This window comes from Vibrio marinisediminis (genome assembly GCF_014050145.1).
GTDB classification, from domain to species: Bacteria; Pseudomonadota; Gammaproteobacteria; order Enterobacterales; family Vibrionaceae; genus Vibrio; species Vibrio marinisediminis.
In genome coordinates this window covers 1-19,183 of record NZ_JACFYF010000027.1, presented here as the reverse complement: position 1 = coordinate 19,183, position 19,183 = coordinate 1, and the positions used below count along the sequence as shown (strand labels likewise).

Sequence of the window (19,183 nt, the reverse complement as noted above, 5' to 3'; positions counted from 1 at the left end):
TCAGTTGGTAGAGCGCAACCTTGCCAAGGTTGAGGTCATCGGTTCGAACCCGATGTGTCGCTCCACTTTCTTCTTAATGTTGAAAGTTATAATAATGAGCCTGCACACGATGCTTTTTGTGTATAAGCCAGTCTTGTTACTCAAAACTCCCTTCAAATGATGACCTCATTTGATTTGGTCTTAGACCACCGCTCTTTCTAATGCTGTGAAGCATAAATCCCCAAAAAATAAAGAAGTCCACCTACTCGTTAGGCGGGCGTTTGACTTTTTCGTTCTGTATAAAAGTTCGTTAGAGTGCGCACGCTTGTGTGCACTGGTTTTCGCTATATAACTAACAGACTTATCCACAAATACGCAATTGTGGATAACTTGGTGGGTAACCTTTAAATTACGCTTAAAAAACGGAATCTAAAAAGATCTTTCTCTGAACCTTAGTCACACTTTTCAATCGCTCGAAATGTAACTATATGATTTATATGAGTTTGATGTGTTAGCTAACGTTTGCTGTAGCTAAAAAATAGATCATTAACTAAAAATACATTGATCCTAGTCATTTATTGCTGTTGTGATTAACTTTCATTTATTTATCAATTTATCCTTGCTACGCGTTTTTTTTCCACATTGATAAATTGAGAACCAAATCAAATATTGAATCGACATAGTTGGCAAGAATTATGCGTCTCGAGGCAATCCTTTTTGTACGATTCGAATCAAGCGCTCACGCTTGATCTCAATTCTACTTTTTTCCTCAGCTTGCATCAGTTGTTCGGCAATCGCCCAATCGATGTGTTCATCAAGCTCGCTTGATAAGCCTTTGCGCTTTTCGAGGGATTCAATCATCGTTTGTGAGAAAGGTGCATTACCCATTGCTATGGAGAGGTTTCTCAACCATTGTCGGTGCCCTATACGACGAATAGCAGAACCTTCCATATTCTTTAGAAAGGTATCTTCATCCCAATTAAATAGTTCGATGAGATCGGGTTCTATTAATGTTGGGCGACGATGAAAATCATTTTGCCTGGTGAGTTCAGAAAAGCGATTCCACGGGCAGACGAGCTGGCAATCATCGCAGCCATAGATGCGATTCCCCATTGCTTTGCGAAATTCCACAGGGATAACGCCGTCATATTCAATGGTCAGGTATGAGATACATCTGCGCGCATCAACAATCCCTTCTTCGATAATGGCATTGGTTGGGCAAGAGGTGATGCAGGCTTTGCACGAACCGCATTGGTCTTCACTTGGCGTATCCACAGGGAGGGGCAGGTCAATAAGCAGTTCTCCAAGAAAGAACCAAGAGCCACATTCTTTATCAAGGATCAGTGAATGTTTTCCTGACCAGCCTAATCCCGCTTTTTGAGCTAAAGGACGCTCCAGTATTGGCGCAGAATCGACAAAAGGGCGGCTGTTAAGTTGCTCGACCTCTTTTTCAATCATTTGACTAAGCTTTTTCAACTGATTACGAATAAGCTTATGGTAGTCTCGACCCAAAGCATAACGACTGATATAAGCATGGTTTGGGTTATCAAGATTGCTGGCAAATTGAGCTTCAGGTGGCAGGTAATTCATACGAGCACTGATCACTCGTACCGTTCCGGGTAGTAATTCGGCTGGGCGAGCGCGCATCATGCCATGGCGAGCCATCCAATCCATCGTGCCGTGATAGCCAGCATCGAGCCACTTTTGTAGCTCCGCTTCATGCTCTTGCAAGTCTACATCGCAGATGCCAACTTTTTGGAAGCCAAGTTCTTTGGCCCAAATTTTGATTTTATCTGCCAGTTCTTGATAGTTCATGCTAGCGTTACTCAAACAAAAGGGGGCGGGATCTTACAAGATCTTAAGCACGGGATCTAGCTATCGATTATTTATACGATAGCGATTATTTTCCTTTAACTTACATAAGAGCTCTTGTCTCTCAATTCCAACCCAGTTTACTATTCCAGTTGTTTTGATTTTTATATAGTCACCTTAGAGAAGCATAGTCATGAGCACGAAACAATTTGTCCTACCCGATGAGCAAGCAACGATCCTACTAGGAACGGCTTTGGCTGGCGTATGTACGCAACAAACCACAGTCTACTTACACGGTGATCTTGGTGCGGGTAAAACGACATTCAGCCGTGGCTTTGTGCGTGCATTAGGGCATCAAGGTAATGTGAAAAGCCCTACTTACACCTTAGTTGAACCTTATCAACTCGATCAGTGGCAGGTATACCATTTCGATCTATATCGTTTAGCTGATCCTGAAGAACTCGAATTTATGGGTATTCGCGACTACTTTACTTCAGATGCGATCTGTTTAGTGGAGTGGCCTGAAAAAGGTACGGGTCTACTTCCAGAACCGGATCTTGATATTGATATGCGTTACAACGGTGAGCAAAGAATCGCTCAAGTCACAGCTAATAATGAATATGGAATTCGTCTTCTAGACCAGTTGGAGTTATGTTGAACTTTCACTCTTTACGCGCCTTCACCCTTTGCATTGCATTCGTTTTATCGCTAGTTCCAACGTCTTCATGGGCTAATGCATTAGAAAGCCTACGAGTATGGCCATCGCCAGACGAAACTCGTGTGGTTATTGATCTGAAATCTGAAGCGCAGTATAGCTATTTCACGTTGTCGAGCCCTGAGCGTCTTGTTGTTGATCTAAAAGATACTCAACTGAAAACCAAGTTGCCTTTGAACGTAACGGGTAGCCCAGTGCTGCGTAAAATTCGTAAAAGCACCCCACCTAACTCAAACTCTTATCGATTAGTCTTTGAGCTGGCAAAGAAAACACCGATTCAATTGTTTAAGTTGGCCCCTACACCCGGTGGGCAATATGGGCATCGTTTAGTGGTGGATATAGGTCACGGTGGCAGCAAGGCGGCTCCTGCTGTTTCATCGCCGAGTAAAACTCAAGTCAGTCGTGATGCTTCACAATTATTGGGTACGGCAGACATTGTCGTGGCGCTGGATGCAGGTCATGGTGGGGAAGACCCAGGCTCAATTGGACCAACTCGCAAATATGAAAAACACGCCACATTGGCGATTTCAAAGAAGGTTGCCGACCAGATCAATGCCATTCCGGGCATGAAAGCGGTGCTGACTCGACGCGGTGATTACTTTGTTAACCTCAACAAACGTTCTGAGATAGCACGTAAGAATAAAGCGCATTTGTTGGTTTCTATTCACGCTGATGCCTTCCACTCACCAAAACCTCGAGGTGGTTCGGTATTTGTCTTGAATACACGCCGTGCCAATACCGAAATCGCTCGTTGGGTTGAAAACCACGAGGAGCAGTCTCAGTTATTGGGTGGTGCGGGTGAAGTCCTAGCGAAGAACAACAATGATAAAAACGTCAGCCAAACTTTGTTGGATCTGCAATTTAGTCATTCTCAAAAAGAAGGCTATAAAGTCGCGAAGAAAATCTTAGGTGAAATGAGCCGCTCTGGCGTTAGGCTACATAAGAAAGAGCCGGTTAATGCCAGTTTGGCGGTATTAAAATCGCCTGATATTCCTTCCGTATTGGTTGAGACAGGGTTTATTTCTAACCCAACAGAAGAACGATTGCTTTTCCAGCGTAGTCACCAAGATAAATTAGCGCGCGCTCTAGCTAAATCGATAGTGAAGTACTTTGAAGAGAACCCTCCAGAAGGCACGCTTTTCGCTAATCGTGGTAAAAATATCAAACACAAAGTATCGCGTGGTGAGTCACTGTCTGTGATTGCCAAGAAGTATGGTTCATCGACTAAAGCCATCATGCAGGCGAATAAGCTGAAAAGTTCTGGTTTATCGATTGGTCAAATGCTGACGATTCCGGGTGCCAATGCCTCTGTGGTGGTGCCAAAGGCAAGTAATCCAGTTGAAACCAAGATTATTACTCACGTAGTACAGAAGGGTGAATACTTAGGTAAGATTGCCGCCAAGTACAAGGTACCAGTGGCGGATATCAAACGTGAAAACAAACTGCGTTCCGATACCTTAAAATTGGGGCAAAAACTCAAGATCACGGTGAGTTTAAAAGATCAGCCACTACGCAAGCATAAGGTTCAGCGCGGCGAGTTCTTAGGCAAAATTGCCCGAAAATATGGCATCAGCGTAGACCGTTTACGTCGAGCGAATAACTTAAAATCGGATCAACTAGCGGTTGGTCAGACACTTATCATTCCTCATAACTAGTTGGCGACTTCGATATGGCGATCAAAATTCTACCCGCTCGACTGGCGAACCAAATAGCAGCAGGAGAGGTGGTTGAAAGACCGGCTTCTGTTGTCAAAGAGTTGGTGGAAAACAGTTTAGATTCAGGCGCCACGCGCATCGATATTGATATCGACAAAGGTGGCGCAAAATTGATCCGCGTTCGAGACAATGGCAAAGGGATTGTCAAAGATGAGCTAGGGTTGGCATTAAGCCGTCATGCGACCTCAAAAATTCACACTTTAGATGATCTCGAAGCGATCATGAGCTTGGGGTTTCGCGGTGAAGCGCTTGCTAGTATCAGTTCTGTTTCTCGGCTGACGATAACTTCTCGTCCGGCGACTCAAGAGCAAGCCTGGGCTGCGCAGAGTGAAGGGCGAGACATGGCTGTGAAATTGCTGCCAGCGGCGCACCCGATCGGTACCTCTGTTGAAGTGCTTGATCTATTTTTTAATACGCCTGCTCGGCGTAAATTTCTGCGCACCGAAAAGACGGAATTTGCCCATATTGATGAGTTGATCAAACGGATCGCGTTAAGCCGCTTTGACGTTACCATCAATCTTCGTCACAACGGTAAACTGGTCAAGCAATATCGCGCTGCGAAAACCGAGGCTCAGGCGGAAAAACGTATTGCTGCCGTATGCGGTAGTAGCTTTGTGCGCAATATGCTTAAAATCGAACTGGAGCATCAAGGTTTAAAACTTCACGGTTGGATCACCACACCGGATGGTGCGCGCCAACAGAGTGATCTTCAGTATTGCTATGTGAATGGGCGTATGATGCGTGATAAGTTGATCAATCACGCGATTCGCCAAAGCTATCAAACTAGCTTGCGTCCAGAGCAGTTTGCTACTTATGTGTTGTTTATTGATATCGACCCTCATCAAGTTGATGTCAACGTACACCCAGCCAAACATGAAGTGCGTTTTCATCAAGCTCGCTTGGTGCATGATTTTATCTACCAAGCATTAGCTGACGCCCTAGCGCAGAGCCTACACATTGATAAGCCTGCTGTGAATGCCTCTGCATTTCATAGCGCTGCTGACGCTTCACCGCAACAATCAGTCACCACGAATACGCCATCATCAGCCGTTGAGGCTTCTGCTGTCCCTGCTGAGGTTTATCAGGCTATCGAGCAAGTTCCTCATTACCCGGGAAGAGCGGGTGAGTCGAATGATAGTCGGAGCCAAGTACGAGAGAAAGCGCCGCGCAATGATTGGGTTGAAAGCCGTGGTGAACCTCGTTCTAAAAACACGGAACGATATGGTCAACCGTCACCTTCTAAGCAAGAAGTAGCGGTTTACCAGAAGCTGATGCAAACGCCAGACGTACCAGCAATGAAGCGTGTATTGGTGGATGACTCGTCTTCAGACACCGTTGCAATTTCGGCAGCCTCAGAATCACAAACTATTGCCTCTCTGGGCAAAGCGATATGTATGGCGTCAGGTCAATATGTCGTGATGGGTGAAAAGAGCGGGGTACATCTCGTCTCACTGCTGAAAGCTGAATGGTTAAGAGTTTATGGACAACTACAAACGACTCACGAACCCCTGAAAAGCCAGCCTCTATTGGTGCCTTTGTCATTGAAGGTGGATAGTGAGCAAGCTGAGGTGATCAAAAATCATCAGGCGAAATTTGTCCAATTAGGCATTGAGCTTAAATTTCGTAATTCACACTCGTTAATGGTGATGGGCGTTCCACAGCCATTACGACAACAAAATTTACAACAGGTGATACCAGATCTGTTATCTTACGCCGCTTCTTTGACCCTGCAGAACAAAGGTCATGGTGGTGAGAACTTCGAATTAATAGCGTTGTCCAAATGGCTATCGGATCAAGTAGTTTCAGTGAAAAACGACTACACTTTGTCCGAAGCGATCCAAATCATCGCCGAAGTCGAAATGCTCTGGCAAGGGCAACTTCCTTTGCACGATACACAGTTTGTGAGACCGATGGATTTTTCTGCGACGATTGCAGCTTTTAACTTATGAATAAAGAATTACCACTAGCCCTATTTTTAATGGGACCAACAGCATCGGGTAAAACGGATCTTGCGATTCGTCTTCGCCAGAAATACCCAGTAGAGATTATCTCGGTAGATTCAGCACTGATCTACAAAGGGATGGATATCGGCACAGCAAAGCCGGATGCGAACGAGCTGGCTTTAGCACCGCATAAGCTGATCGATATTTTGGATCCTACCGAATCCTATTCAGTCGCCGACTTTCGTCGTGATGCACTGCGTGAGATGAATGAGATTGTTTCACAAGGCAAAATTCCGCTATTAGTTGGCGGTACTATGCTGTATTACAAAGCATTATTGGAAGGTTTATCGCCTCTGCCAGCGGCAAACCCTGACATTCGTAAGCAAATAGAACAAGAGGCATTAACCCTCGGCTGGGATGCACTGCACGATCAATTGCGTGAAGTCGATCCCGTTTCTGCCGAACGCATACACCGTAATGATCCACAAAGGTTGTCACGGGCGTTGGAAGTTTATCGAATTTCAGGTAAAACTCTTACTGAATTAACACAAACTAAAGGCGAGAGCCTGCCGTTTAATGTTAAGCAGTTTGCTATAGCTCCCAAGGATAGGGCTGAGCTCCACCGTCGTATTGAACTACGCTTTGAAAAAATGGTGGATGCGGGTTTTGAAGATGAGATGCGCGCATTATACGCTCGCGATGATCTTCATCCGGATCTTCCGTCGATTCGTTGTGTTGGATATCGACAAATGTGGGATTATTTGGATGGGAATTGCAGTAAAGAGGAAGCGGTTTTCCGTGGGATCTGTGCAACCCGCCAATTGGCCAAGCGACAAATTACCTGGTTACGCAGCTGGGATAATTTAACTTGGTTAGATAGTGAAAACATTGAACAAGCACTAGAAACTGTTTCAAATGCCGTGGCATCTGATAGTTCAAGCTGTGTATAATGTGATCGCTTTTGCGTGAATGTGCTCTGTAAAAGATCTGTTACTTGAATTTTGCGGTATTTACCGCCATAACAGTAATTCAGGGTTTTTTATTCGTTTAGCTCAGATGTAACAAACTCTGTTGCAGTAAACCGCCAGCTAAATAACTAAAACAAAATTACAAAATAAGGAAAATAAAAATGGCTAAGGGGCAATCTCTACAAGACCCATTCTTGAACGCTCTCCGTCGTGAGCGTATTCCAGTATCTATCTACCTTGTGAACGGAATTAAGCTTCAAGGTCAGATCGAATCTTTTGACCAATTCGTGATCCTACTTAAGAATACTGTTAACCAAATGGTTTACAAGCACGCGATCTCAACGGTTGTGCCTGCTCGTCCAGTAAGCCACCACAGTGGTGATCGCCCACAAAATGGTGATCGTCCATCAGAGAAATCGGAAGATTAATCTCTGATTACAACAAGTTTTACATTGAGGAGTTGATGCTTGTTTGACCGTTATGAAGCCGGTGAGCGAGCCGTACTTGTTCATATCAACTTCACGCAAGAAGGGGAGTGGGAAGATCTCAACGAGTTTGAGATGTTGGTGTCTTCTGCTGGCGTATCGTCGTTACAAGTTGTAACCGGCAGTCGTCAGTCGCCACTCCCGAAATACTATGTTGGTGAGGGTAAAGCTCAGGAAATTGCGCAAATTGTGCAATCAACTGATGCGGATATCGTGATTTTTAATCACGCCCTCTCTCCTGCCCAAGAACGTAACCTTGAAGCGCTTTGTCAATGTCGAGTTGTCGATCGTACCGGTCTTATCCTCGATATTTTTGCACAACGTGCTCGAACCCATGAAGGTAAACTGCAAGTTGAGCTTGCTCAGCTTCGACATATCTCAACACGACTTATTCGTGGTTGGACTCACCTTGAAAGACAAAAAGGTGGCATTGGTTTACGAGGTCCAGGTGAAACTCAGTTAGAGACCGATAGACGTCTTCTACGTGAACGTATTAAAGCTATTTTGCGCCGTTTGGACAAAGTGGCGAAACAACGTGAGCAAGGTCGCCGAGCAAGAAATCGAGCAGAAATTCCAACCATCTCTTTGGTTGGTTATACCAACGCAGGGAAATCCACCCTGTTTAACCGAATTACAGAAGCTGGTGTATACGCGGCAGACCAATTATTTGCCACGTTGGATCCAACATTACGTAAAATTGAGTTAGATGATGTTGGTCCCGCAATACTCGCTGATACCGTCGGTTTTATTCGACACCTACCTCATGATTTAGTGGCGGCTTTTAAAGCGACACTGCAAGAGACACAAGAAGCTGACATTTTGTTACATGTTGTTGATGCCAGTGACGATCGATTTCGTGAGAATATGAAGGCTGTGCATGAGGTGCTCGAAGAGATCGAAGCCCATGAAGTGCCTTCATTAGTGGTCATGAATAAGATCGACAACATGGAAGGACAGCAGCCGAGAATCGAACGTGATGAGGAAGGTGTTCCTCGTACAGTTTGGGTATCGGCAATGGAAGGTCTTGGTATCGAACTGCTGTTTACTGCATTGACTGAGCGTTTAGCCAGCCAAATGGTGCAATACCAATTGTGTATTACGCCACAGTATCAAGGTCGATTACGTAGTACATTCTTCCAAATGAAGTGCATTCAGCAAGAAGAGTATGATCAAGATGGTAACTTGTTGATAAATATTCGTATGCAACAGGTAGATTGGTCTAGACTTGAAAAAAGAGAAGGGGCAGTTTTACGTGACTTTATAGTTACTTAAATGACTGCTACAGTATAACGTCATATCAAATGATGGAGCTTTCTAATGGCGTGGAATGAGCCTGGTAATAATAACGGCGACAATGGCCGCGATAAAGACCCTTGGGGTAATAACAATCGCGGTAACAAAGGTGGCCGTGATCAAGGACCGCCAGACTTAGACGAAGTCTTCAATAAACTGAGTCAGAAACTGGGTGGAAAGTTAGGTGGAAAGGGTGGCAAAGGCCCGTCTATCGGTGGTAGTGGTGGTGCACTGGGTTTCGGTGTCATTGCTGCGATTGCGGTAGCGATCTGGTTCTTTTCTGGCTTTTACACAATAGGCGAAGCTGAACGTGGTGTTGTTCTGCGATTAGGTAAATACGACCGTGTGGTCGATCCTGGTCTTAACTGGCGTCCTCGTTTTATCGACGAAGTGACCGCTGTTAACGTACAAGCTATTCGTTCTTTACGTTCATCAGGTCTAATGCTGACTAAAGATGAAAACGTAGTAACGGTAGCGATGGACGTGCAATATCGTGTCGCTGATCCATACAAATATTTATTCCGTGTAACGAACGCTGATGACAGCTTACGTCAAGCAACTGATTCGGCACTACGTGCAGTGATCGGTGATGCATTGATGGATAGCATTCTAACCAGTGGTCGTTTGCTGATTCGTCAAAATACTCAGGTTACCCTTGAGAAGATTGTCGATGGTTACGACATGGGTATTGAAGTTGTCGCGGTGAACTTTGAAGATGCACGTCCACCAGAAGAAGTAAAAGATGCATTTGATGATGCAACGGCTTCTCGAGAAGACGCGCAACGTTTCAAACGTGAAGCAGAAGCTTACCAAAACGACATCATTCCTAAAGCGAAGGGTCGTGCAGAGCGTTTGTTGAAAGAAGCGCAAGGTTACAGCGAACGTATTGTTAATGGTGCTCTAGGTCAAGTTGCTCAGTTTGAGAAACTGCTACCAGAATACCAAGCAGCACCGGGCGTAACTCGTGATCGTTTGTACCTAGATACGATGGAAAAAGTTTACTCTAATACATCGAAAGTGCTGATTGATTCTGAATCAAGTGGCAATCTACTTTACTTACCTATTGATAAGCTAGCAGGTGAGAGAAGTGATACTAAGAAGAGTACAACACAACGAACTTCAACTTATGACCAAATTGAATTGGAGCCTCAGTTGAATAATCCGGGTACTGATGATTCATCACGCTCAACGACGACACGTCAAGGGAGGTATTAAGAATGCGTAAGTTAATGATCCCTGTATTGGTCGTAGCTCTGGTATTGATGCTAATGTCACTATTCGTTATCCCGGAAGGGGAGCGAGGCATTGTGATCCGTTTTGGTCGAGTACTAAAAGATAACAATGAAATTGCACGTATCTATGAGCCAGGCTTGCATTTCAAAATGCCACTGTTTGATCGTGTGAACACGCTTGATGCTCGTATCCAAACGATGGATGGTCGCGCAGACCGTTTCGTAACGTCAGAGAAAAAAGACGTTATCATCGATTCATACGTGAAATGGCGCATTGAAGACTTTGGTCAATACTACTTGGCAACAGGTGGTGGTAATGCGGCAACGGCACAAACGCTATTGAGCCGTAAAGTGACTGACGTACTACGTTCTGAAATCGGTTCGCGTGAGATTAAGCAAATCGTATCAGGTCCGCGTAACGAAGTTATCCTTCCAGATGACGAGACTGAAGTAACGACTGAAGCGGCAAAAGAAGCATTAGAGATCGATGGCGAACGTGACATTATCATGCAGAATGTTCTTAACGGCACTCGTAAAGATGCGATGGAAGATTTAGGTATCCACATCGTTGATTTCCGAATGAAGAAGATCAACCTTCCTGATAGTATCAGTAAGTCAATCTACGATCGTATGCGTGCAGAGCGTGAATCAGTCGCAAGACAGTTCCGTTCACAAGGTCGTGAGCAAGCAGAAATCATTCGCGCTCAAGCTGAGCTAGAAACGGCAACGATTCTTGCGGAAGCAGACAAAACAGCTCGAGTGACTCGAGGTGATGCGGATGCTAAAGCAGCTAAGATCTATGCTGATGCTTACACCAAAGATGCTGAGTTCTTTAGCTTCCTACGCTCACTACGTGCGTATGAGAAATCATTTAGCGATAAGAGCGACATTCTTGTGTTGGATCCGAACAGTGAGTTCTTCCAGTACATGAATCAGTCGAAAGGCGCGCAGTAATAACTGCCAATAAATAACGAAAAGGCTCCGTAAGGAGCCTTTTTTGTAACAGAGAGATAATGATGTCAAATTCTATCTGGCTAGCGATAGGCTTAGTGTTGATCGTAGAAGGATTAGGACCTTTGGTTGCCCCTAATGGCTGGCGCAAGATGGTGAGCGAATTGAGTCAGCAACCTGATGCTCAACTGAGGCGAATTGGTGGCTGCCTAGTGGTTGCCGGCGCCGTCATTGCTTACTGCTTTGCCTAACCCTTACAGCCATCACTACGATTAGTAATGTGGTGGTGGTGTCTCTTCTGATGGATCGGCTAAGTTAGACGTATCCATGTTCTTCACTTTACCCACCATATATTTCATCTGATCTTGCATTTTAGTGATCAGAAGTTGCTGCTGACTTAACGCATCATTAAGTGAATCTATAGTTTGCTCTTGGAAAGCTATTTGACATTCAAGGTCGTTGATACGGTTTTCTAATTCGATGATCTGCTTTTCTGTCATGGTCTTAATCTATTTTCCAAGCTTGAGCGATGCCAGCAGAAGTGCCAGTGACCACTCGGCTCTGATTGTCAAAGGCTGCATCATACACTACTGCCCGTGGAGGACGAGCATCTTTTAAAGGCTCGACTTCAAATCCCTCAATGCGCTTTCCTGTTTGCGTATCCCACACCATCACCCGGCTTGAAGGGGTGCCTGTAATCAATTTTTGCCCATCATCAGAGAAACGAGCAGTAGAGAATATCAATTGACGTGAAAAGCTGCTTAGCTGAGAGACCGGCTCTCCTTTGACCAAATCCCAAACCATGGCTTGGTTGCCGCCATCAGAGCTAAAACCATATTGACCATCACGATGTAACGCGACGCGGACCACGCGTTGCTCATGCTCAAATGCATGCAAAATCTGCCCGCTGGTGGTATCCCAAAGGTAAGCGTAATAGTCGTTACCGCCAGTGAGAGCAAAGCGCCCATTTGGTGCGAGGGCTACGGAATTGACTTTTTCTCGGTGTGCGAGGAACTCTAGACGGCGTCCGGTGACTAAATTGACATATATGGCTTTGCCATTGGATAAACCAAGTAATATTTGTTCACCATTATTGGCGATATCGACATCGCGGATGGTGCCATCAGAAATTGACCAAAGGCCTTCAGCTTGTGTCCAAGCTAAATCCCAAACCGCAAAATTGACTTGGCTGGCTGTTATCGCATAGCGACCATTATCGGAAATTCGAATGCGGGATACCGTGCTGGCTTGCTGATCTTGCGAACCGAGATCAGCAAGTTTCTGAGATTCATAAAGATCCCACAATACAAGTTGGTGTTCTTTGGAGTAAATTAAAGCAAAACGAGCATCACGGCTTAAGGCGAGGCTACTGGTGCCTTTGGGCTCAAGATTCCAACGTTGATCATTGGAATCAGAGAAAAAGCAGCCATTTAACGCTATGATGACAAAAGCACAGCAAAGAGTGTTAAAAAATATTCGCATTAAGTTCCAAATATCCACTTGGTTTTCATTAATTTGAAAGCATATTGGGTATATTGGTACATCAAGTAGATGCACACCAGTTTTTATTCAATATTTGTGCACAACGGCAAATGCCATCAATTGGAGAGTTCAATGAAATCAATATTTAAAGTGTCACTGCTTGCGGCAACTGTCATGCTAGCGGTTGGCTGCCAAAAAGAAGAAGAGCCAAAACAAGAAGTGGCGCCTGCAGCAGAACAAGTACAAGCAGAAAATGCGATTACTTTTAAGACAGAAGATGATAAAGCGGCTTACGCAATTGGTGCATCATTTGCAAACTACCTTGCTCAAAGCATTGAAAAGCCAAAAGAGATTGGCATTGATCTGAAAAAAGAACTAGTGCTACAAGGTATTGAAGATGTGTTTACGGACAAAGCCGCACTCAATGAAGACGAAATTCGCATGGCGCTTGAAGGTCTAGATAAGCGCGTTGCGGAAACAATGCAGAAACAAGTGGCAGAAAAAGCGGCAGCAAGTAAAAAAGCAGGTGAAGATTTCCGTGCTGAGTTTGCTAAGCAAGACGGTGTTAAAACCACGGATTCTGGTTTGATGTACCAAGTGCTAACAGCCGCTGATGGTGAAAAACCAAAAGAGACAGACACCGTAGAAGTTCACTACAAAGGTACGTTGACTGACGGTACTCAGTTCGATAGCTCTTACGATCGCGGTCAAACGGCGACATTCCCTCTAAACCGTGTAATTCCAGGTTGGACTGAAGGCGTACAACTAATGCCTGTTGGTTCTAAATTTAAGTTTGTTATTCCACCTGAGCTTGCATACGGTGAGCAAGATACGCCAAGTATCCCAGCTAACTCAACGCTTGTATTTGAAGTTGAGCTAATTGGTATTGATAACAGCGATCAAGCTGCACAATAAACTAACTTATTGACTTATAAGGCTCGGTTTTCCGAGCCTTTTCTTTTTTAGCTCAGAACATCCACTAAAAACACTGTAATTTATGTGAGTAATTGCACTCAATTAACGTGATCAATCCCCATCAATTATTTGTCCTAAATCACTAGTTAGTCTTATAGCTTAGTGTTCTATTCAAAATTTCTGATAAACTTACGTCAATTTGTTGATTAATCGCTCGAAGGCTAAAGATAGTGACGACGACTGAAACCTTAAATATGGATATGTTGCTCGAAATGGAATCCGTCAACGTGATGCCATTCAGTGAGCACGATAAAATCATACTCAAATCATATGAAGCGGTAGTAGATGGGATAGCCAGCTTGATCGGTCCCTTCTGTGAAATCGTACTTCATTCCTTGGAAGACCTTAATACCTCGGCAATCAAAATTGCCAATGGTGAGAACACGGGGCGCCAAGTTGGCTCGCCAATCACCGATTTAGCATTGAAAATGTTGAAAGACATTGAAGGTTCTGAGCGTAATTTCTCACGTTCTTACTTCACTCGCGCCAAAGGCGGCGTGTTAATGAAGTCAATAACAGTGGCTATTCGCAATGGTGAAAACCGAGTGATTGGTTTGCTGTGTGTTAACGTCAATCTTGATGCGCCGTTCTCGCAGGTTCTGCAATCTTTCATGCCAACACAAGAAGCCAAAGACGCAGCCTCATCCGTTAACTTTGCTAGCGATGTTGAAGAGCTGGTAGATCAAACGGTTGAACGCACGATTGAAGAGATCAACGCAGACAAGTCTGTTTCGAATAATACTAAGAACCGACAGATCGTAATGGAACTTTACGACAAAGGTATTTTTGATATTAAGGATGCGATCAACCGAGTTGCTGACCGATTGAATATTTCAAAGCACACCGTTTATCTTTATATTCGTCAGCGTAAAACCGAGGATGACGAGAAGTGTCTTTAACCTACACTTTGGTGGTTAATGGGTCGGTCTATGGCAGCCAATCTGCGCGCAGTGCCTACCAGTTTGCGAACGCATTGATTGAAAAAGGACACACTCTGGTGAGTGTGTTTTTCTATCAAGACGGTGTGACCAATGGTACTTGCCTAAGCGCACCTGCCAATGATGAGTTTGATCTGACTAAAGCATGGCAGCAATTATCTCAGCAGCATGACGTTCGTCTAGAGACATGTGTTGCAGCGGCATTGCGTCGTGGCATTGTGAGCCAAGAAGAAGCGACGCAACATGGGCTTGCCCAATGCAACCTAGCCGAAGGTTTTCATCAAGCGGGTCTAGGCAGTTTGGCTGAAGCGATGTTAGTTCAAGATCGAGTGGTGCAGTTTTGAGCCAATTAATGTATCTATTTCGTAGCGCTCCGCATACAACGTCGTCAGGACGAGAAGGTGTGGATGCCTTATTAGCAGCCTCTGCTTATTGTGAAGATATTAGCGTCATCTTTATTGGCGATGGTGTTTACCAATTGCTGCAAGGTCAACAGCCGGGTGAAATCTTAAGTAAGGATTATGCCCCGATGCTGAAGCTGTTTGACCTTTATGATATCGAACAGGTGTATGTTTGTACTTCATCGCTACAACAGAGAGGATTAGCGCAAGCTGATTTAGTGATCGATGTTGAGCGATTGAGTGAACAAGCCATACAAGAGAAATTGCACCAAGCAGGCAAGTTATTGTCTTTCTAAGAGTGACTTATGCTTCATATCGTTAAATCCCTCACCGCATTCAATGAGCTCGTTGCGTTATATCGCGATGGTGACCAAGTGTTATTGATAGAAAATGCGGTCTACGCGAGTAATGCACAACATCCAATATTTCCTATACTCAAGGAATTAGAGGTGTATGTTTTGAGTGCTGACGTACAAGCTCGTGGCATTCAAAACCGCGTTAGTCCTTCTTGTCGTCAAATAAGCTTTGCAGATTTCGTCGATCTAACCGCTGCACAAAAAAATTCTTTAACCTGGAATTAGTCGCTACAGCCCTATGAACAGTAGGGATAAGTGTTACGGCTATCTCGAAGGTTAAAAAAGATCTGTATATTTCTTGACACACCTCTCACTGCTGAATAGAATTTTGCGTCCCTATATTACCCATGGTGATTAGGGATAGATTTTTCACAAAGCTTACTTTCAAGTAAATCAGGAGCTAGTTAATGGCAACTATTAACCAGTTGGTTCGCAAGCCTCGTGCAAAGCAAGTTGTTAAAAGCAACGTGCCAGCACTAGAAGCGTGCCCACAAAAACGTGGTGTATGTACTCGTGTTTACACTACTACACCTAAAAAACCTAACTCAGCACTTCGTAAAGTTTGTCGTGTACGTCTGACAAACGGCTTCGAAGTTACATCGTACATCGGCGGTGAAGGTCACAACCTTCAAGAGCACAGTGTTGTACTAATCCGTGGCGGTCGTGTAAAAGACCTTCCGGGTGTACGTTACCACACTGTTCGCGGCGCGCTTGACTGTGCTGGCGTAAACGACCGTAAACAAGGTCGTTCTAAGTACGGTGTGAAACGTCCTAAGTCTTAATGGAATCCGTTAAGTAAGGCCAAACACTAAAATATTTAATTTTTGAAGAAACTGAAAAGTTTTGGATAACCTGAAAAAGACAACGGAGAATATCCATGCCACGTCGTCGCGTTATTGGTCAGCGTAAGATCCTTCCAGATCCAAAATTCAAATCTGAATTGCTGGCAAAATTCGTTAACATCCTTATGGTTGACGGTAAAAAATCTACTGCAGAGAAAATTGTTTACACTGCACTAGACACTATGGCTGAGAAATCTGGTAAAGATCACTTAGCTGTATTTGAAGAAGCTCTTGAAAACATTCGTCCATCGGTAGAAGTTAAATCTCGCCGTGTGGGTGGTTCAACTTACCAAGTACCTGTAGAAGTTCGTCCGGTTCGCCGTAACGCACTTGCTATGCGTTGGGTAGTTGAAGCTGCGCGTAAGCGTGGTGAAAAATCTATGGCTGCACGCCTAGCTGCTGAAATGCTAGACGCGTCAGAAAACAAAGGTACTGCGGTTAAGAAACGTGAAGACGTTCACCGCATGGCTGATGCTAACAAAGCATTTGCTCATTACCGCTGGTAATACCTTTCAGTGCTGCGGGGATCCTCGCAGCACTTCTTTAGTTCCTATGCATATGCTAGGAACTATTGCTATATCTAGGGTTTGAGTTTTTCTCCCCCTTGGTGATAGCAATAGTCCCTAAGTTTAAGAGGATTCAACCGTGGCCCGTAAAACTCCTATTGAGCGCTACCGTAATATTGGTATCTGTGCGCACGTAGATGCTGGTAAAACAACCACAACTGAACGCATTCTGTTCTACACAGGCCTTTCTCACAAAATCGGCGAAGTTCACGATGGTGCTGCCACCATGGACTGGATGGAGCAAGAGCAAGAGCGTGGTATCACAATCACCTCTGCGGCGACGACTACCTTCTGGCGTGGTATGGAAGCACAATTCCAAGATCATCGCATCAACATCATTGATACTCCTGGACACGTAGACTTTACGATTGAAGTAGAGCGTTCTCTTCGTGTGCTTGATGGTGCAGTAGTTGTATTTTGTGGCTCCTCTGGTGTTGAACCTCAGTCTGAAACTGTATGGCGCCAAGCTGATAAGTACCAAGTTCCTCGTATGGTATTTGTCAATAAAATGGACCGTACCGGTGCTGACTTCCTGCGCGTAGTCGATCAAATTAAAAACCGTCTTGGTGCGAACCCTGTTCCTATCCAACTAAACGTTGGTGCAGAAGAAGAGTTCAAAGGTGTTATCGACCTTATCAAGATGAAAATGATCAACTGGAATGAAGCCGATCAAGGCATGTCGTTTAATTACGATGACATTCCAGCTGACATGCAAGAACTTGCCGATGAATGGCGCATGAATCTAGTTGAAGCAGCTGCTGAAGCTAGTGAAGAGCTAATGGACAAGTATCTTGAAGAAGGTGAGCTGACCGAAGTTGAGATCAAACAAGCTCTACGTACTCGTACTCTGAATAACGAAATCGTACTGGCTACTTGTGGTAGTGCGTTTAAGAATAAAGGTGTACAAGCGGTTCTAGATGCTGTTGTTGAATACTTGCCATCGCCGATTGATGTCCCTGCTATTAATGGTATCGATGACAACGGTAACGATGTTGAGCGTCATGCAGACGACAACGAACCGTTCTCGGCGTTAGCATTTAAGATCGCAACGGACCCATTTGTGGGTACGCTAACCTTCATGCGCGTTTATTCTGGTGTGGTAAACACTGGTGATACTGTTTACAACTCAGTAAAAGAAAAGCGTGAGCGCTTTGGTCGTATCGTACAGATGCATGCCAATAAACGTGAAGAAGTAAAAGAAATTCGTGCGGGTGATATTGCCGCTGCAATCGGTCTAAAAGACGTAACGACAGGCGAAACTCTGTGTGACCAGAACCACAAAGTGATTCTAGAGCGCATGGAATTCCCTGAACCAGTTATTCAGATTGTGGTTGAGCCTCGCTCGCAAGCAGACCAAGATAAAATGGCTATTGCTCTAGGTAAACTAGCGGCAGAAGATCCATCTTTCCGCGTTGAAACGGATAACGAAACGGGTCAGACTCTGATCTCAGGTATGGGTGAGCTTCACCTTGATATCATCGTTGATCGTATGAAGCGTGAATTCAGCGTTGATTGTAACGTTGGTAAACCTCAGGTAGCTTACCGTGAAACCATTCGTGGTACGACGGAAGTGGAAGGCAAGTTCGTTCGCCAATCTGGCGGTCGTGGTCAATACGGTCATGTATGGATCAAACTTGAGCCTTCTGAACTGGGTGAAGGTTTTGTCTTTGTTGATGAGATTGTGGGTGGTGCTGTACCTAAAGAGTATATTAGCTCGGTAGGTAAAGGTATCGAAGAGCAAATGAATAGTGGTGTACTTGCTGGTTATCCGGTTTTGGATATCAAAGCGACCCTATTTGATGGTTCTTACCATGATGTCGATTCAAGTGAAGTGGCGTTTAAGATCGCCGGTTCAATGGCATTCAGGAAAGGCTCGCTTGAAGCGAATCCAGTCATTCTTGAGCCGATGATGAAAGTAGAAGTAACCACTCCTGAAGATTGGATGGGTGATGTTGTAGGTGATTTAAACCGTCGCCGCGGCATGATCGAAGGTATGGATGAAGGCAACGCTGGTCTTAAGATCATCCGAGCTCAAGTACCACTATCTCAAATGTTTGGTTATGCAACAGACCTACGTTCTGCAACTCAAGGTCGCGCCTCATACTCTATGGAGTTTTATGAGTACGCAGAAGTACCGAAGAACTTTGCAGATGCAATCATTGCAGAGCGTGGTTACTAATCGGTCGAATTGTTTGCAAAAAAGTCAGCGACTTTTTTAAAGATCAATACGTCCAAATATTGCGCTGACGAACATTGGCGCATAAAATAGCAAATTCTGGCGCGTCGAGATCAATACTGATCACGGCGAATCATAACTAGGAAGGAACACGATCGTGTCTAAAGAAAAATTTGAACGCGTTAAACCGCACGTAAACGTTGGTACAATCGGCCACGTTGACCACGGTAAAACAACTCTAACTGCTGCTATCTGTACTGTACTGTCTAAAGTATACGGCGGTTCAGCGCGTGACTTCGCATCAATCGATAACGCTCCAGAAGAGCGTGAGCGCGGTATCACTATCTCTACTTC

General features: G+C 44.6%; 21 protein-coding genes. 18 read left to right on the top strand and 3 right to left on the bottom strand.

Annotated features, from left to right (window positions below; all coding sequences use genetic code 11):
• Positions 1-672: 672 nt before the first annotated feature.
• Entirely contained in the window at positions 673-1,794 is a 1,122-nt protein-coding gene (queG, locus tag H2O73_RS19865; RefSeq protein ID WP_182110666.1) for a tRNA epoxyqueuosine(34) reductase QueG, read from the bottom strand.
• Positions 1,795-1,984: 190 nt separating this feature from the next.
• On the opposite strand from queG, the gene tsaE reads away from it, so the two are divergent.
• The 9 genes from tsaE (at position 1,985) to H2O73_RS19820 (ending at position 11,344) form a co-directional block, all read left to right on the top strand.
• The gene (gene tsaE, locus H2O73_RS19860; protein ID WP_182110665.1) at positions 1,985-2,449 is read left to right on the top strand and encodes a tRNA (adenosine(37)-N6)-threonylcarbamoyltransferase complex ATPase subunit type 1 TsaE; all 465 of its coding nucleotides are present in this window, start codon (positions 1,985-1,987) and stop codon (positions 2,447-2,449) included.
• Positions 2,443-4,161 carry a LysM peptidoglycan-binding domain-containing protein gene (locus H2O73_RS19855; RefSeq protein ID WP_182110664.1) on the top strand — a complete coding sequence of 573 codons (1,719 nt, stop codon included), beginning with the start codon at positions 2,443-2,445 and terminating at the stop codon, positions 4,159-4,161. The genes tsaE and H2O73_RS19855 overlap by 7 nt, the downstream gene beginning before the upstream one ends.
• Before the next feature lie 14 nt (positions 4,162-4,175).
• A complete protein-coding gene (gene mutL / locus H2O73_RS19850) occupies positions 4,176-6,170 on the top strand; it encodes a DNA mismatch repair endonuclease MutL (RefSeq protein ID WP_182110663.1) in 1,995 nt (664 codons plus the stop codon).
• Positions 6,167-7,114: a tRNA (adenosine(37)-N6)-dimethylallyltransferase MiaA gene (miaA, locus tag H2O73_RS19845; RefSeq protein ID WP_182110662.1), complete on the top strand. Its 948-nt coding sequence runs from the start codon at positions 6,167-6,169 to the stop codon at positions 7,112-7,114. Before mutL ends, miaA begins: the two co-directional genes overlap by 4 nt.
• A gap of 179 nt (positions 7,115-7,293) precedes the next feature.
• The gene (gene hfq, locus H2O73_RS19840) at positions 7,294-7,560 is read left to right on the top strand and encodes an RNA chaperone Hfq (protein WP_182110661.1); all 267 of its coding nucleotides are present in this window, start codon (positions 7,294-7,296) and stop codon (positions 7,558-7,560) included.
• Positions 7,561-7,599: 39 nt separating this feature from the next.
• Complete coding sequence (gene hflX / locus H2O73_RS19835) at positions 7,600-8,889, top strand: ribosome rescue GTPase HflX (RefSeq protein ID WP_182110660.1); 1,290 nt, start codon at positions 7,600-7,602, stop codon at positions 8,887-8,889.
• A gap of 45 nt (positions 8,890-8,934) precedes the next feature.
• Positions 8,935-10,125: an FtsH protease activity modulator HflK gene (gene hflK, locus H2O73_RS19830; protein WP_182110659.1), complete on the top strand. Its 1,191-nt coding sequence runs from the start codon at positions 8,935-8,937 to the stop codon at positions 10,123-10,125.
• A 2-nt stretch (positions 10,126-10,127) separates the two neighbouring features.
• Positions 10,128-11,096 (top strand): protease modulator HflC, encoded by a 969-nt coding sequence (gene hflC / locus H2O73_RS19825; protein WP_182110658.1) that lies wholly within the window; start codon positions 10,128-10,130, stop codon positions 11,094-11,096.
• A 62-nt stretch (positions 11,097-11,158) separates the two neighbouring features.
• Positions 11,159-11,344 (top strand): DUF2065 domain-containing protein, encoded by a 186-nt coding sequence (locus H2O73_RS19820; RefSeq protein ID WP_182110657.1) that lies wholly within the window; start codon positions 11,159-11,161, stop codon positions 11,342-11,344.
• A 21-nt stretch (positions 11,345-11,365) separates the two neighbouring features.
• Here H2O73_RS19820 and H2O73_RS19815 read toward each other — a convergent pair whose 3' ends face one another.
• Together H2O73_RS19815 and H2O73_RS19810 are read right to left on the bottom strand one after the other, a co-directional pair.
• The gene (locus H2O73_RS19815; RefSeq protein ID WP_182110656.1) at positions 11,366-11,593 is read right to left on the bottom strand and encodes a SlyX family protein; all 228 of its coding nucleotides are present in this window, start codon (positions 11,591-11,593) and stop codon (positions 11,366-11,368) included.
• A 4-nt stretch (positions 11,594-11,597) separates the two neighbouring features.
• Positions 11,598-12,575, bottom strand: a complete 978-nt coding sequence (locus H2O73_RS19810) for a WD40 repeat domain-containing protein (protein ID WP_182110655.1) — start codon at positions 12,573-12,575, stop codon at positions 11,598-11,600.
• 132 nt (positions 12,576-12,707) lie between these two features.
• Between H2O73_RS19810 and fkpA the strand changes: the two genes are divergently transcribed.
• From fkpA to H2O73_RS19765, 9 genes are all read left to right on the top strand, one after another.
• A complete protein-coding gene (fkpA, locus tag H2O73_RS19805) occupies positions 12,708-13,490 on the top strand; it encodes an FKBP-type peptidyl-prolyl cis-trans isomerase (RefSeq protein WP_182110654.1) in 783 nt (260 codons plus the stop codon).
• A gap of 230 nt (positions 13,491-13,720) precedes the next feature.
• Entirely contained in the window at positions 13,721-14,449 is a 729-nt protein-coding gene (locus H2O73_RS19800) for a helix-turn-helix transcriptional regulator (RefSeq protein WP_182110653.1), read from the top strand.
• Positions 14,440-14,832 carry a sulfurtransferase complex subunit TusD gene (gene tusD / locus H2O73_RS19795; RefSeq protein WP_182110652.1) on the top strand — a complete coding sequence of 131 codons (393 nt, stop codon included), beginning with the start codon at positions 14,440-14,442 and terminating at the stop codon, positions 14,830-14,832. The genes H2O73_RS19800 and tusD overlap by 10 nt, the downstream gene beginning before the upstream one ends.
• Complete coding sequence (gene tusC, locus H2O73_RS19790; protein WP_182110651.1) at positions 14,829-15,185, top strand: sulfurtransferase complex subunit TusC; 357 nt, start codon at positions 14,829-14,831, stop codon at positions 15,183-15,185. The genes tusD and tusC overlap by 4 nt, the downstream gene beginning before the upstream one ends.
• Before the next feature lie 9 nt (positions 15,186-15,194).
• A complete protein-coding gene (tusB, locus tag H2O73_RS19785) occupies positions 15,195-15,470 on the top strand; it encodes a sulfurtransferase complex subunit TusB (protein ID WP_182110650.1) in 276 nt (91 codons plus the stop codon).
• Between the two features lie 182 nt (positions 15,471-15,652).
• Complete coding sequence (gene rpsL, locus H2O73_RS19780) at positions 15,653-16,027, top strand: 30S ribosomal protein S12 (RefSeq protein ID WP_004399892.1); 375 nt, start codon at positions 15,653-15,655, stop codon at positions 16,025-16,027.
• Between the two features lie 95 nt (positions 16,028-16,122).
• Positions 16,123-16,593: a 30S ribosomal protein S7 gene (rpsG, locus tag H2O73_RS19775; protein ID WP_040989879.1), complete on the top strand. Its 471-nt coding sequence runs from the start codon at positions 16,123-16,125 to the stop codon at positions 16,591-16,593.
• 139 nt (positions 16,594-16,732) lie between these two features.
• Complete coding sequence (fusA, locus tag H2O73_RS19770) at positions 16,733-18,832, top strand: elongation factor G (protein WP_182110649.1); 2,100 nt, start codon at positions 16,733-16,735, stop codon at positions 18,830-18,832.
• 154 nt (positions 18,833-18,986) lie between these two features.
• On the top strand, positions 18,987-19,183 hold a 197-nt coding region (locus H2O73_RS19765), incomplete at its 3' end, for a GTP-binding protein (protein WP_246335966.1).